13 protein-coding genes are annotated in these 14,164 nt (G+C 65.7%); 1 reads left to right on the top strand and 12 read right to left on the bottom strand.

Annotated elements, in window-relative coordinates; all coding sequences use genetic code 11:
• The 10 genes from G3I74_RS04405 to G3I74_RS15660 form a co-directional block, all read right to left on the bottom strand.
• Positions 1 to 429, bottom strand: a complete 429-nt coding sequence (locus tag G3I74_RS04405; protein WP_164210378.1) for a prepilin-type N-terminal cleavage/methylation domain-containing protein — start codon at positions 427 to 429, stop codon at positions 1 to 3.
• Positions 426 to 980: a GspH/FimT family protein gene (locus G3I74_RS04400; RefSeq protein ID WP_164210377.1), complete on the bottom strand. Its 555-nt coding sequence runs from the start codon at positions 978 to 980 to the stop codon at positions 426 to 428. Before G3I74_RS04400 ends, G3I74_RS04405 begins: the two co-directional genes overlap by 4 nt.
• Positions 977 to 1,384: a type II secretion system major pseudopilin GspG gene (gspG, locus tag G3I74_RS04395; RefSeq protein ID WP_203594537.1), complete on the bottom strand. Its 408-nt coding sequence runs from the start codon at positions 1,382 to 1,384 to the stop codon at positions 977 to 979. Before gspG ends, G3I74_RS04400 begins: the two co-directional genes overlap by 4 nt.
• Before the next feature lie 43 nt (positions 1,385 to 1,427).
• Positions 1,428 to 2,639: a type II secretion system F family protein gene (locus G3I74_RS04390; protein WP_164210375.1), complete on the bottom strand. Its 1,212-nt coding sequence runs from the start codon at positions 2,637 to 2,639 to the stop codon at positions 1,428 to 1,430.
• 11 nt (positions 2,640 to 2,650) lie between these two features.
• Positions 2,651 to 4,405, bottom strand: coding sequence for a type II secretion system ATPase GspE (gene gspE, locus G3I74_RS04385; RefSeq protein WP_164210374.1), 1,755 nt, complete (start codon positions 4,403 to 4,405; stop codon positions 2,651 to 2,653).
• Between the two features lie 66 nt (positions 4,406 to 4,471).
• Positions 4,472 to 5,092, bottom strand: a complete 621-nt coding sequence (locus tag G3I74_RS04380; protein WP_164210373.1) for an exosortase H-associated membrane protein — start codon at positions 5,090 to 5,092, stop codon at positions 4,472 to 4,474.
• Positions 5,093 to 5,096: 4 nt separating this feature from the next.
• Positions 5,097 to 8,927, bottom strand: a complete 3,831-nt coding sequence (purL, locus tag G3I74_RS04375) for a phosphoribosylformylglycinamidine synthase (RefSeq protein WP_164210372.1) — start codon at positions 8,925 to 8,927, stop codon at positions 5,097 to 5,099.
• 85 nt (positions 8,928 to 9,012) lie between these two features.
• A complete protein-coding gene (locus G3I74_RS04370) occupies positions 9,013 to 9,747 on the bottom strand; it encodes a DsbC family protein (RefSeq protein ID WP_164210371.1) in 735 nt (244 codons plus the stop codon).
• A gap of 92 nt (positions 9,748 to 9,839) precedes the next feature.
• A complete protein-coding gene (xerD, locus tag G3I74_RS04365; RefSeq protein ID WP_164210370.1) occupies positions 9,840 to 10,715 on the bottom strand; it encodes a site-specific tyrosine recombinase XerD in 876 nt (291 codons plus the stop codon).
• Positions 10,716 to 10,798: 83 nt separating this feature from the next.
• Positions 10,799 to 11,434, bottom strand: a complete 636-nt coding sequence (locus tag G3I74_RS15660; protein WP_203594536.1) for a hypothetical protein — start codon at positions 11,432 to 11,434, stop codon at positions 10,799 to 10,801.
• Positions 11,435 to 11,557: 123 nt separating this feature from the next.
• Between G3I74_RS15660 and G3I74_RS04355 the strand changes: the two genes are divergently transcribed.
• Positions 11,558 to 12,037, top strand: coding sequence for an RDD family protein (locus G3I74_RS04355; RefSeq protein ID WP_164210369.1), 480 nt, complete (start codon positions 11,558 to 11,560; stop codon positions 12,035 to 12,037).
• Here the strand turns inward: G3I74_RS04355 and lptG are convergent.
• On the bottom strand, positions 11,972 to 13,048 hold the full coding sequence (lptG, locus tag G3I74_RS04350; protein ID WP_164210368.1) for an LPS export ABC transporter permease LptG: 1,077 nt from the start codon (positions 13,046 to 13,048) through the stop codon (positions 11,972 to 11,974). The two genes, G3I74_RS04355 and lptG, sit on opposite strands and share 66 nt — an antisense overlap.
• Positions 13,042 to 14,112 carry an LPS export ABC transporter permease LptF gene (lptF, locus tag G3I74_RS04345; protein WP_164210367.1) on the bottom strand — a complete coding sequence of 357 codons (1,071 nt, stop codon included), beginning with the start codon at positions 14,110 to 14,112 and terminating at the stop codon, positions 13,042 to 13,044. Before lptF ends, lptG begins: the two co-directional genes overlap by 7 nt.
• Positions 14,113 to 14,164 lie beyond the last annotated feature (52 nt).

Genomic DNA, 14,164 nt, shown 5'->3' with positions numbered 1-14,164 from the left:
CTACACCCCGTCCTGCTGCCGCTGTTCCCAGTTGACGTCGACGCCGCGCAGGGTCTCGAAGACCGCCTCACGGGTGGGGTTCTCGCCCCACTCGACCACCAGGCGCAGGTGGTACAGCGCCACCGGCAGCTCGTTCGGATCGAGCCCGCGGTCGTCGAACACCTGTTCCTCGCTGACCTCCAGCGTCCAGGAGAAGCGCTCGTCGAAACGGCCCGAGGTCGTGCCCGGCTCGAGCATGTTCTCCAGGCCGGCCACGTCGAGCACCGACTGCGCCCACAGCGCGGCCTGGGTGTAATCACCGGCGCGGCGGGTGTTGCTCATCGAGGTCGACAGGATCTGCAGGGTGACGCCGAACAGCAGCGAAAAGACAACAAACGCGGCCATCACCTCAATCAGGGTGAAGCCCTGCTGGCGGCCAGAAAGGCTCACCAGTTGCGCTCCTCTTCCCGCTCGCGGTCGCGGCTGATTTCTCCGGTCAGCCAGGCCACGGCGATATGCCATTCGCGCTCCTGGGCCTGGAGCACGATACTGCCGCCGGTCGAGGCACCATCAGGGTAGAAGCGGATGTTGCCGATACCCTCCCCGGTCAGCTCGGAGCGGGCGGTGTTCATAGTGATCTCCAGTCCCTCGGGCAACTCGACCGGGTCGCGGCCGGCCGACTGCCAGGTGCGACGCTCGCTGTCGACGGTAAAGACCTGCTGGGCGCGCTGGATGATGGCCTGGCCGCGGGTGTGGCGCAGGCCGGCGACGATTTCACGCTCCACGCTGCGCAGCTCCGCGCCTTCGACCGAGCGACTAACCGACACCCCGACGACGGCAAACAGCAGCATGACCAGCATCATGACCACCATCAGCTCGATCAGGGTAAAACCACCGTGACCGCGCAGCCGCCGCGGCGCCCCGGACCGCCAAAGCGCGCGTCCGGGACCTGCATGCCTTTGCGCCAAAGCCGTCACCGCGATGCCGTCACCGCGACTCAATCCCAGTTGGCGATGCGGGCGTTGGGGCCTTCGCCGCCGGGGGCGCCGTCGGCGCCGTGGCTGAAAATATCGAAGGACCGGTGTTCGCCGGGATAGCGGTAGTTGTAGGGGTTGTCCCAGGGGTCGTTCAGGTTCGAGGCGTTGATGTACGGCCCGTTCCAGTTGTTGACGTTGGCCGGCCGCTCGACCAGTTCGCGGAGTTCGCGCGGGGCGCGGCCGGTATCCAGGTAGAACTCGTCGACGGCCATGGAGATGCGCTGGATCTCGGCGTCGGCCGCGCGCACCTTGGCGTCTTCGCCGCGCTGCATCACGTTGGGTACCACCAGGCCGGCAATCAGGCCCAGGATCACCAGGACCACCAGCAGCTCGATCAGGGAGAAACCCTGGGATGTCTTTGCTTTCATCATTCGTCTTACCTCGGGTTGGCGCCTTGAGCCCACGGGCTTTTTAGGCAATCAGTTCGTTGATACTCAGTATGGCCATCAGCACCGACATCACGATCACGCCGATCAGCATCGCCAGGCCCAGGGTCAGCGCCGGCACCAGCAGGGCCATCAGCCGATCGATCGTGGTCTTGACCTCGCGGTCGTAGGTGTCGGCGACTTTCAGCAGCATCTCGTCGAGCTTGCCGGTCTCTTCGCCCACGTTGACCATCTGCAGCGCCAGGCGCGGAAAATGATCGCTCTTGACCAGCGCCCGGGCCAGCGGCGAGCCGGTCTTGACCGCCTTGGCCGCCTCGGCCACGTCCTCGGCCAGCACCGTGTTAGTCATGACATTTTTCGCGATCGAAAGTGCCGACAACAGCGGTACACCGTTGACCAGCAGCGTCCCCGTGGTTCGGGTCAGGCGGGCGGTTTCGATCTTGGCGATCACGTCTCCGAGCCAGCGGGTGCGCAAAAACCGCCCGTCCCAGGCTCGCCGCGAGGCCGGCCGGCGCATCTGGCCGCGAAACCAGAGCACCAGCACCAGCGCGGACGCGATCAGCGCCCACCAGTAGTTCTGCAGCACATCGCCCACCCCGACCACAATCTGGGTCAGCAGGGGCAGCTCGCCGCCGAAGTCCTCGAACATGGGCGTGAACTGCGGGATCACGTAGACCATGAGCAAGATCAGCGAGGCCACCGCCAGCACCACCAGCAGGGCCGGGTAGATCAGCGCCGAGACCACGCCGTCCTTGAGCTCCTTGGCGCGCTCCATGTACTCGGCCATGCGCGCGAGCGTCTGGTCCAGCGAGCCGCCGATCTCGCCGGCCCGGACCATGTTGACGTAGAAGCGCGAAAACACGCCGTGGCGCTGCTCCAGACCCTCCGACAGCGAGCCGCCCTCGCGTACGTGGTTGCGGACCTGCTCGACCAGCTCGCGCACGCGCTCGCTGTCGGCCAGCTCGGCCAGAATGCCCAGCGAGCGGTCCAGCGGCAGGCCGGCGCCGAGCAGGGTGGCCAGCTGCTGGGTCAGATCGCCGACCTCGCGCTGCTTTAAACCGCGGCGACCGCGCAGCAGGCTGCCCAGGCGCAGGCCGCTGCCGACTTCTCTGGCCGAGACCGGGATATTGCCCATCTCCTGCAGCCGGGCGATGACCAGGTCCTGACTGGGGGCCTCCATCTCGCCGGTCAGGGTCTCTCCGGCCGGGGTGACCGCCTTGTACTCGAACAGCGCCATGGCGATCGCGCTCAGGCCTCCTGGGTCACGCGCAGGACTTCCTCGGCCGAGGTCTCGCCGGCCAGCGCCTTGAGCAGGCCGTCCTCGTACATGCTGCGCATGCCCTCGGCGCGGGCCTGGCGCTCGATGTCGGTGGCGGTGGCGTGCTTGATCACCATGCGCCGGATCTCGTCGCTCATGCGCAGGATTTCGTGGATCCCGGTCCGGCCGCGATATCCGGTGGGGCTGAGCTCGGAGGTACCGGGGCGATACAGGGTGACCGGATCGGCGTCGGTGAGCGCGCGCAGGCCCAGTTCCTCGACGAACTCCGGCAGGGCCTGGTAGGGCTCGCGCGTGGCCGGATCGAGCCGCCGGACCAGGCGCTGGGCCATGATGGCGTTGACCGTGGAGGTGAGCAGGTAGTCCTCCACGCCCATGTCCAGCATGCGGGTCACGCCGCCGGCGGCGTCGTTGGTGTGCAGCGTCGAGAGTACCAGGTGGCCGGTCAGGGCCGACTGGATGGCAATGCGCGCGGTTTCCAGGTCGCGCATCTCCCCGATCATGATGACGTCGGGATCCTGGCGCACGATGGAGCGCAGCGCGCTGGCGAAATCCAGCCCGATCGAGGCCTTGGCCTGGATCTGGTTGATGCCCTCGATCTGGTATTCGATCGGATCCTCGACCGTGATGATCTTGCGCTCCGGCCGGTTGAGCTGGCTCAATGCGGTGTAGAGCGTGGTGGTCTTGCCCGAGCCGGTGGGGCCGGTGACCAGGATGATGCCGTGCGGCATCTCCAGGGCCTTGATGAAGGTGTCGCGGGCGTCGTCGGCAAACCCCAGGCTGGTGAAATCCAGCACCACCGCCTCGCGGTCGAGGATACGCATGACCACGCTCTCGCCGTGGGCGGTAGGGACGGTCGAGACGCGCAGGTCCAGTTCCTTGCCGCCGACGCGGTGCATGATGCGACCGTCCTGCGGCAGGCGGCGCTCGGCGATGTTGAGCCGGGCCATGATCTTGACGCGCGAAATCACCGCGGCGGTCGACCGGGCCGGCGGCGCTTCGACTTCCTGCAGCACGCCATCGATGCGGTAGCGCACTTTCAGGCGGTTCTCGAAGGGCTCGATGTGGATGTCGGAGGCGCGCGATTCCACCGCGCGCTGCAGGATCAGGTTGACCAGGCGGATCACCGGCGCCTCGGAAGCCAGGTCGCGCAGGTGCTCGACGTCTTCCTCGTCGCTGCCCTCGCCGTCCCCGCCCAGGCCCTCGGCGATCTGGCCCATGGCCGACTTGCCGCCGCCGAAGTAGCGCTCGATGGTGTTGTCGATTTCCGAGGCGATCCCGACCCGGGCGAGCACGTCGCGACCGGTGGCCATTTTCAGCGCCTTGAGGGCGAAGTCGTCCTGCGGATCGGCCATCACGACCTCGATCCCTTCGTCCGTGGCGCGGATCGGCACCAGGTGCTGCTGTTTCATGTAGCGCACCGAGATATCGTCGACCTCGGGCGCGTCTTCGGGATAGTCCTTGTCGCTGATCATGGGAATATCGAGCAGCTCGGACTGGGCCCGGGCCAGGTCGCGCTCGGAGACCAGCCCGAGGCGGACCAGCAGCGTCAGCAGGTTGCCGCCGTGCTGCTCGCGGTAGGCGCGGGCGCGATTGAGATCTTCCTCGCGCAGCCGATCGCGCTCGACCAGCAGCCGGCACAGCTCGGCGGCGCGATCCTCGAGATGCACGCTGATGCTGGGCAGGAGACCGGAGTCGTCCTGGCTTGCGCTTGCCGCCATGTTCATTTTGAGCGAATCATCTCCCTGGGAGCCACTGGACCCTTCAACTGACCATGGTAAACCGCGATCGGTTCACAAAGGGCGCTGCAGGATGTCGTTTTCGATGAATGCACGATTCATCAGAATCCAGGTCGCGATCGGGACGACGGCCGGCAGCATCAGATAGCCAAGCTGATAACACAGCGCTATCAGGTTCATGTCCAGCCCCAGTCCAGCCGCGGCCGCGCCGGCTTCGGGGCTCGATCGGAAGGCCAGGTCGGTCAGGGTTTCCCAGAACACGCCCCAGGTAGTGACCAGGGTGACCACGACAAACCCGATCGTCATCTGGAAAAGCCGGCGTTTGACGCTCAGCGGCGTAGCCATGATCAGGCCGAACAGCAGCGCCATGCCCCAGGCATAGATCATGGGATTGACGTAAAGATTTACCGCGGCCATCCTGCCGTCGACCTCGCGCTCTAGGATGACCGCGGTCTGGACTTCGAGCTGGAAGCCGAGCTGGACAACCCGCTCGAAAATGTCGCCAAAAAAACCGGTCAAAAGCAAATCCGCCAGGCGCGCGGTTGGAAACATCAGCAGGCTGGCGGCGAAGAACCACAGGAAAAATCCAAGCGGCAGGTACAGCGCTGCCAGCAGGAACATCTCCTTGACCGGATTCTTGCCCGGCTTGTCCGTATGATCCGTAGGCTCCGTCATGGCTTCAGGCCGTTGCCACCCACTGGCGGGCATTGTGAAACATCCGCATCCAGGGCGAGCGCTCGCCCCACTCGGCCGGCGCCCAGGAAAAATTGACCGCCCGCAGCAGCCGCTCGGGGTGCGGCATCAGGATGGTTACCCTGCCGTCCTGGTTGCTCAAGCCGGTGATCCCGGCCGGCGAGCCGTTGGGGTTGTCGGGATAGCTTTGCGCGATCTGCCCATGACCGTCGACGTAGCGCAGGGCCACGACGCCGGCCGGCGCCTCGCCGTGGCCGAAATCGGCCCGACCTTCGCCGTGCGCGGTCACGATCGGCAGACGCGAGCCTTCCATGCCGGCAAAAAACAGCGACGGCGAGGGCTCGATCCGAACCTGGCTCAGGCGCGCCTCGAACTGGCGCGAGCGGTTGTGGACGAAGTCCGGCCAGGCTTGCGCGCCCGGGATAATGGAGCGCAGGCCGCTGAGCATCTGGCAGCCGTTGCAAACGCCCAGGGCGAAACGCCCCGGGTCAGCAAAGAACGACTGGAAGGCCTCGGCCAGCGCCGGGTTGTAAAGAATCGACCGGGCCCAGCCCTGCCCGGCGCCAAGCACGTCACCGAACGAGAACCCGCCGCAGGCGACCAGCCCCCGGAAGCCGGCAAGCGTCTGGCGACCGGTTTCAAGATCACTCATGTGGACATCCACCGCCTCGAACCCGGCCGCCATGAACGCCTGAGCCATTTCGCGCTGGCCGTTGACGCCCTGCTCCCGCAGGATGGCGACTCTGGGCTTCGCGCCGCCGGCCACCGACGGGGCAGCGGCCGCATCGAAACACAGCTCGGCGCCCAGCCCCGGTCGGTGCGGGTCGGCCAGCGCGGCATATTCCTCGTCAGCACACTCGGGATGGTCGCGCAGGCGCTGCATGCGATAGCTGGTCTGGCTCCAGGCCTGGGCCAGTTCCGTCAGCGGTCGGTAAAAACAGGGTTCGCCGGCCCGCTGGATTTCGAAGCAGCGCGTGTCGGTGGTTTGACCGACCACCCGCGTCTGCGCCGCCAGGCCCGCCTCGGCCAGGCGCTGTTCGACCTCCGGCCAGCGCCGCTCTGGAACCTGGACCAGCCAGCCCAGCTCTTCGTTGAACAGGGCGGGCAGCCCGTCGGTCTCGGCCAGCTCGAGCCGGACGCCGACGCGGCCGGCCAGCGCCATTTCCAGCGCGCAGACAAACAGTCCACCGTCGGAACGATCGTGGCAGGCCAGCGCCAAACCCTCGCGGATCAGGCCCTGCAGTGCCTCGAACGCCCGGCCCAGGCAGTCGGCATCCTCGATGTCGGGCAGCGCGCCCAGCGGGCGGTCCAGCACCTGGGCGAGGGCCGAGCCGCCCAGCCGCGATTTGCCCAGGTCGATCAGCACCAGGCGCGAGTCCACCGGCATCAGCTGCGGGGTCAGATGGCGCCGCACGTCTTCGACCGGCGCGAACGCCGAGACGATCAGCGACACCGGGGCGCGCATGCGCTGCTCTTGATCACCGTCATGCCAGACCGTCTGCATCGACAGCGAGTCCTTGCCGACCGGGATGGCCAGCCCCAGCCTGCAGCAGAATTCGCTGGCCGCCTCGACCGCCTCGCGCAGCGCCGCATCCTGGCCCTCGCTGCCGGCCGCGGCCATCCAGTTGGCCGACAGCTTGACCCGCTCGAGGCCGGGCACCAGGGCCGAGCCGAGGTTGGTGATGGCCTCGCCGACGGCCATGCGCGCCGCCGCGGCCGCATCCCAGATCGCCAGCGGCGTGCGTTCGCCGAGGCTCATCGCCGCGCCGGCCAGGCCTTCGTAATCGCTTAAGACAATGGCCTGATCGGCCACCGGTACCTGCCACGGCCCGACCATCTGGTCGCGCACGCTCAAGCCGCCCACGCTGCGATCGCCGATGGTAATCAGGAACTGCTTGCTGCCCACCGTTGGCAGCGCCAGCACGCGATCGCAGGCCTGGTCGAGATCGACATCATCCAGCCCCCGGTCTTCGACCGCCATGCCTGCGGAGACAGCGTCACGGTGCATGCTCGGCGGTCGCCCCAGCAGCAACTCCAGGTCCATGTCCACGGCCGGGGCGCCCAGCAGTGGATCCGCCAGGTGCAGGCGGCCCTGGTCGGTCGCCGGCCCGAGATCCGCCCAGGGACAGCGCTCGCGCTCACATAGCAGCGCGAATCGATCGCGGTTTTCGGGTGCGATGGCCAGCACGTAGCGCTCCTGGGCCTCGTTGCACCAGATCGCCATGGGCGAGAGGCCGGGATCGGCGCTGGGGATGGCGCGCAGATCCAGCTGGCCGCCAACGCCGCCATCGTGCAGCAATTCGGGCAGCGCGTTGGACAGCCCGCCGGCACCGACGTCGTGGATGGAGCGGATCGGGTTGTCCTTGCCCAGCGCCCAGCAGCGATCGATGACCTCCTGGCAACGGCGCTGCATTTCCGGGTTGCCGCGCTGCACCGACGCGTAGTCCAGCTCGGCATCCGACTGGCCCGAGCTCATCGATGACGCCGCCCCGCCGCCCAGGCCGATCAGCATGGCCGGCCCGCCCAGGACGATGATGCGATCGCCCGCGCGCAGCGGCTGTTTTTCGGTCTGGCCGCCGGCGATCATGCCGCTGCCGCCGGCCAGCATGATGGGCTTGTGGTAGCCCCACCAGTGTTCGTTCACCCTTGCGGAGAAGCTGCGGAAATAGCCCAGCAGCGCCGGGCGGCCAAACTCGTTGTTGAAGCGCGCCGCACCGATCGGCCCATCGCGCATGATCTCCAGCGCGCTGGCCAGCCGATCCGGCGGCTCGGGCGCGGTCTCCCAGGGCTGGAGCGCATTCGGAATACGCAGATCCGAGACCGAGAACCCGGTCAGCGCGGCGACCGGGCGGCCGCCGCGACCGGTCGCGGTCTCGTCACGAATCTCGCCGCCGGCGCCGGTGGCGGCGCCCGGATCCGGCGAGATCGCGGTGGGGTGATTGTGGGTTTCGACCTTGATCTGGATGTGGATAGCGCGCGGCTCGGTCCGGTAGACCGGATCGTCGGCGCGCGACAGCAGCATCTGCCCGGCAAACCCCTCCATGATGGCGGCGTTGTCGTCGTAGGCCACCAGCGTGCCCTGCGGGGTGCGGGCATGGGTTCGCCGGATCAGGCCGAAAAGGCTCGGTTCGCGCGCCTGGCCGTCGACGGTCCAACTGGCGTTGAAGATCTTGTGCCGGCAGTGCTCGGAGTTGGCCTGGGCGAACATCATCAACTCCGCATCGGTGGGATCGCGCGCCAGCCGCTGATAGGCCGAAACCAGGTAGTCGATTTCCCCGACGCTGAGCGCCAGACCCAGCGCTTGATTGACCCGGGTCAGTGCGGCAACCGGATCCTGGCCGAGCTCGACCCGACCCAGCGGCGCCGGGTCCGGCTGTGCAAACCAGCCGGACAGGTCGGCATCGGCAGCCACGGTCGTCTGGGTCATGCGATCGTGGAGCGCCTGCCGGGCCGACTCCGACAGATCGTGCACCTCGATGCCTTCGAAACTTAGCAGCTGGGCGCGTTCGATGCCGGCCAGGTGCGGCAGCTGGCAGCGACGCAGGATGTCGGCGGCTTTGCTGGCCCAGGGCGTGCGAGTGCCGGCCCGCGGCATGACCAGCAACGCCTGATCGGCACCGTCCGGCTGCCGCCAGGGCCTGGCGTGAAGCAGTCGACCCAGGCGCTGCTCGTCGTCCGCGGACAGGCGATCAACATCGAGCAGGAACAGCTCACGGGCCGCGACATCGATGCGGCAGCCTTGGGTCTGACTCAGGCTGTCGGCCAGCTGCCGGCGCCGGAAACCGGGCAGCGCATCCGGCCCGAGCAGAAAAATCATGGCGTTTTTCGCAACATGGGATATTGGGGTGCGGCGCCGCGCCTGCGGGGTCGTCCCGCCTGGTCGTCCGGCGGCGCGGTTCGGTTCAGGGACTCCCGTTGCCGGCTGCCAGTGTTTCCAGGCGTTGGCGTAGCTGATCCGGCGGCACGTACCCGGGAATCATGTCGCCGTCGAACGTCATCATCGACGGCGTGCCCGTCACGCCCAGGCTCTGGCCCAGCTGGTACTGCTCCAGTACCGGGTTGGGGCAGGTGGCGGCCCGCGGCGTACCGCCGCTCTTGGCCACATCCATCGCCGCCTGGCGATCATCGGCGCACCACACCGAAACCATCTTGTTATAAGTCTGGGAACCTTCACCGGCGCGCGGAAACGCCAGATAGTGGATGCGAATGCCGGCTTCATGGTACTCGTCCATTTTCTCGTGCAGGCGCTGACAGAAACCGCAGTCCGGATCGGTGAAGACCAGCACCTCATACTCAGCGTCGTCTTCGCCAAAGGTGACGAATTCGGACCGCTCCAGCTCATCGATCTGCTCTCGACGGACATCCGCCATGGCGGCATCGGTGAGGTCCTGCTGCGTTTCCAGGTCGATGACCCGGCCCTGAAACAGATAGCGTCCATCGTCGCTCATATAGATGATGTCGCTGCCCACGCGCACCTCCATGATGCCCGGCAACGGTGTTTCGGCAATGGCGACTTCCGAGGTGTCCGGCACCAGCGCCGAAAGGCGCTCTTCAATGGCAGCCGGGTCAGCGGCCACCGCGCTTGCTGCAAGGATGACACCGGCAAGCGCCAGCCCTGAGAGGTTGATTGGTTTCATTCCATTGTTCTCCTGACGAGGAATTTCGGGCGAGTGAATCGACACGGCTTGGAGTATAGAGCAGCCGACAAGTTTCCTGCCCGCCGAAGTACTCAGCCGCGCGGGTGATGGGCGGCGTGCAGCGCCTTGAGCCTGGAGCGGGAGACGTGGGTATAGATCTGGGTGGTGGCCAGATCGGCGTGACCCAGCAGCATCTGCACCGCGCGCAGGTCGGCGCCGTGATCCAGCAAGTGCGTGGCAAAGGAGTGCCGCAGCCGATGCGGATGAATGTTGCCGATGATGCCGCAGTCGCGCGCGTGCTTGCGGATACGCTGCCAGACGGCCTGTCGGCTCAGGGCCAGACCGCGGCAGGAGACGAAAACACGATCACCGACCGGCGAAAGACGGTCCCGGCCCCGTTTCAGCCAGCGCTCCGCCGCCTGCTGTGCGGGCTCTCCCAGCGGCACAAGCCGCTCTTTGCCGCCCTTGCCGATCACGCGCACCAGACCGCGAACCAGGTTGAGTCGCGCCAGGTCCAGCTCGACCAGTTCGCTGACCCGTACGCCGGTGGCGTACAGTATTTCCAGGATCGCGCGATCGCGCAGCCCCAGCGCGCTCCCGGCGTCGGGTTGTGACAGCAGGCGGCGAACCTCGGGTTCGGAAAGCAGATGCGGCAGGTGCCGAATTCGGGCGGGCGCCTGCAGATCGACCATCGGATTGTCTTTCAGATAGCCCTGGCGCTGCGCCCAGGCAAAGAACTGGCGCAAGCAGGAGACCTGCCGCGTCACGCTGGAGACGGCCGCACCCCGACGCAGACGTACCGACAGGTATTCCATCAACCGTGAACGGCTGACCGACAGAGCCGGACCATCGATCGCCAGCGCGAACTGCTCCAGATCCTGCCGATAAGCCTCCATGGTGTGGGCGGCCAGTCCTCGCTCAGACCAGATCGTGTCCAGGAAGGGATCGATCAGTTCAGCCAACAACATCTTCGGCCTCCGGAACGCGAAACGGGGTGACCCGAAGGCCACCCCGTTTCTTGATCTCCAGCCAACTTGCGAAAGCGGAGATCTCAGTTCTTGCCGGTCAGACGGGCCAGGCTGCTCTGGGCGGCCGATTCCAGATCGGTGATCTTGGCCCTGGCAGTTTCGCGGAAATCCTCCACCGCCTTGCGACGGTAGGCGACCTCGGAACTGGCCATGTCCATCACGGCCGCGCGAAGCTCTTCCACCGCGGCCAGCAAACGACCCATGGGCTCGCCGGCAGCCGCCGTCACCTTTTTCTTCTTGCCGCGCTTTTTCTTACCGCTTTTCTTCTTGGCGGCTTTTTTCTTGCCGGCTTTCTTCTTGGACGCTTTTTTCCTAGTTGCTTTCTTCTTGCCGGCCTTTTTCTTCCCGGCTTTCTTCTTGGACGCTTTTTTCTTTGAAGCCTTTTTCTTGGAAGCCTTCTTCTTGGTGGCTTTTTTCTTTGTTGCCTTCTTCTTGCTCGTTTTTTTCTTGCTGGCCTTTTTCTTGCCGGCTTTCTTCTTGGACGCTTTTTTCTTGGTGGTCTTCTTCTTCGAGGCCTTCTTCTTGGCGGCTTTTTTCTTCGTCGCCTTCTTGACGGGTGCCGCCGCATCCGGTGCCTCTGCGGCCGGCGTCTCGGACGATGTCACCGAGCCGTCGTCGGTTGCGACTTGTTCAAGTCGGGTTTCTTCCTGACTGTGCATGAATGCAATCTCCCTGCGCTTTGTTGAGTGGGTGAAGGATTGACGTTTGCCGAAGAGTAAAGTAGCTGCTTTGCAAAAGCAAATCAAAGCCTCGGAAAGGCTTGTTCAAAAGGCTTTGTTCGGATGCCAGCCATGGAATATTGCACACTGCCACGGCGCCTCGCCGCCATCGTCTATGATGCCTTGCTGATCATCGCGCTTTGGATGGCGGCAACGGCAATTGTCGTCGTGGTCCGACAGGCCGAGGTCGGCACAGCCAGTCTTGCCTTTCAGCTGTACTTGATGATCGTGGCCTGGCTGTACCTGGCCGTGTGCTGGCGCGCTGGCCAGACGCTGGGAATGAAGGCCTGGCGCATACGGCTTGTTGCCGACTCGCAACCGGTATTGTGGCGATCCACGTTGATTCGTTTTGCAACCGCGCTAGCGTCCTGGGCGATGTTCGGGCTCGGCTTTGCCTGGAGCCTGTTTCATCCGCAGCGCGCGACCTGGCATGACCTCGCCTCCGGCACCCGGCTGATCACGCTTCCCCGCACTCGCTCAAAGACGACGCAGGAAAACCACGCCCAGGACCATGATCAACAGAGGCGGCAACAACAACGATAACCACAAGGGCAGCGGCCAGACCATGGCCAGGCTCTGGGTCAGCCGACTGATCACGAAAAAGATCAGCCCCAGAATCACGCCAATGAACAGACCGGGGCTTCGCCCACCGCCGCGCCCGCCCCGGAAGACGAACGGCAGGGCCACCAGCACCATGGCCAGCACGTTGAGGGGAAAGAACATACGCTGCCAGAAAGCCTGCTCATAGGCGCCGGAATCCAGACCGTTGCGAGCGAGGTAACCGCGCATCCGATGGAGGTCTGACAAGGCCAGCAAGCGCGGACGACTGACCGCGGCGATGAACAGTTCCGGGCTGAGCCTGGAGGGCAGCCGCAGCGCATCGCGCGAGCCCATGCTGCCCGCCGCGCCGAGGTCACGAAAGCTGACCTTCTCCAGCAACCATTGATCGCCTTCGTGAACCGCACGCGCAGCACGAAGAATCTCGCGCGGCTGCATGTGCTCATCGAGTCGATAGATCAACGCATCGGCAAAGGTCAGGTCTTTTTCATCGCGCCAGACCGATTCGTTCAGGCGAATCATGAAAGCGCCATCGCGCAGCCACAAGCGTCCTGCATCGCCCACGTGCAGCTGCCCGCTTTTCGCTTGCTGGCGTTCGGCCCGCGCCCGGGTTTCAAGATCGGGAATCACCCATTCGGCCATGGCCGCCATGAGCAGCACGCAGACCGCCACCACGACGAGCACGCGCCAGGCCAGATGACCGCGATCGAAACCGGCCGCCCGCATGGCAACGATTTCATTGGCCGAAGCCAGTCCACCCAGGCCAAGCAAGGTGCCGATCAGCGCAGCAAAGGGAAAGACGTCGTACAGGCGGCGCGGGGTGGTCTGCAGCAGATACCACAGCATCTGCACAGCTCCATAGTCACCGCCCAGGGATCGCGCTTCGCGAATGAAGTCGATCAGCAGATGAATACCGAGCAGCAGCAGCCACGTCAGCACCATCCCGCCCAGAACCGCGCGGGCAACATAACCGCTCAGACGCGGGACAATCACCATCGCCGCTGGTGACGCAGCCAGAATGCCGCCGCTGCCAGCAGCAGTACGCCGTGAATCGGCCACAAGCCCGGACCGGCGATGGCGTCGCGCCGCTCCATTATGACCAGACCGGCCTGAATGGCATTGCTGTAGACCAGATACAACGCCAGGGCCACAACAATACTTCCCCAGCGGCCCTGGCGAGGCGAACGGTAAGACAGCGGAACGGCCAGCGCACCCAGGATCAGCGCGGCCAGCGGAGCGGCCAGACGCCAATGCCATTCACGGCGCTCGGCCGGGCTTTCCGGCGACAACAGCTGCGGCAGCCTTGCGGCCATTTCACCGCCTTCGCTGCCGCCCAACTCGGGGGGCGGCAGCCGGATGTCGTTGCGCGCAAAGCGCATTTCTCGCAGCGGCCCCCGTCCGGGATCCGGGCCGTGGCGTACCTGGTGCCCATCGAGAAGAGAGAGGTAACGGCTGCCGTCTTCGGCGTCCAGCCACATTCGTCCGGAGGCCGCGCTCAACACCTCGGGCTGTTCCGGATCATCGTGCTGAATCAGCACGTTCTCCAGCCGGCCGTCCCGGGTATCCATACCGCCGACATAGACCGTCAAGCGCCCGCGATCCAGACGCTCGAAACGACCCGGTTGCAGCCCGCCGACCACGGCCTGGCGAGCCGCTTCGGCCATGAGCGTTCCGGTCCGTTCGACGGCGTACGGCGCCAGCCAGCCCGACACCAGCAGCAGGGCCAGGGCCCAGGCCGAAACCAGCAAGCCCAGCGGCACGAAGCACTGGCCGAAACCAACGCCCGCGGCCCGAATCACGGTCATTTCACTTTGCTCATGGGCGCGTCCCAGCGCCAGCAGCAGACCGGTCATCAGGGCGAGCGGTCCGATCATCAAGATCGCTTCGGGCAGGCGCAGGACAAGCAGCAGCAGCACACTGGCACCCGGCAGCTCACCCTGCGCGGCCTCGGCCAGCAGCTCGGCCAGAAACAGCGCGGAGATCACCCCGAGCAGCACAAGCAGGGTCATGGTGCTGGCCACGAAAGCTTCGCGCATCAGGTGGCGGTGCAGGATCAACATCGTCAAGGGTGAGGTGGTTACAATGGCCGACTAGGTTCTTGAAGAGACTCAA

Origin of the sequence: Wenzhouxiangella limi (assembly GCF_010499265.1) — a bacterium.
Taxonomy (GTDB): Bacteria; Pseudomonadota; Gammaproteobacteria; order Xanthomonadales; family Wenzhouxiangellaceae; genus Wenzhouxiangella; species Wenzhouxiangella limi.
The sequence above is the reverse complement of the archived record's forward strand: the minus strand, read 5'-3'. Positions and strand labels throughout refer to the sequence as shown.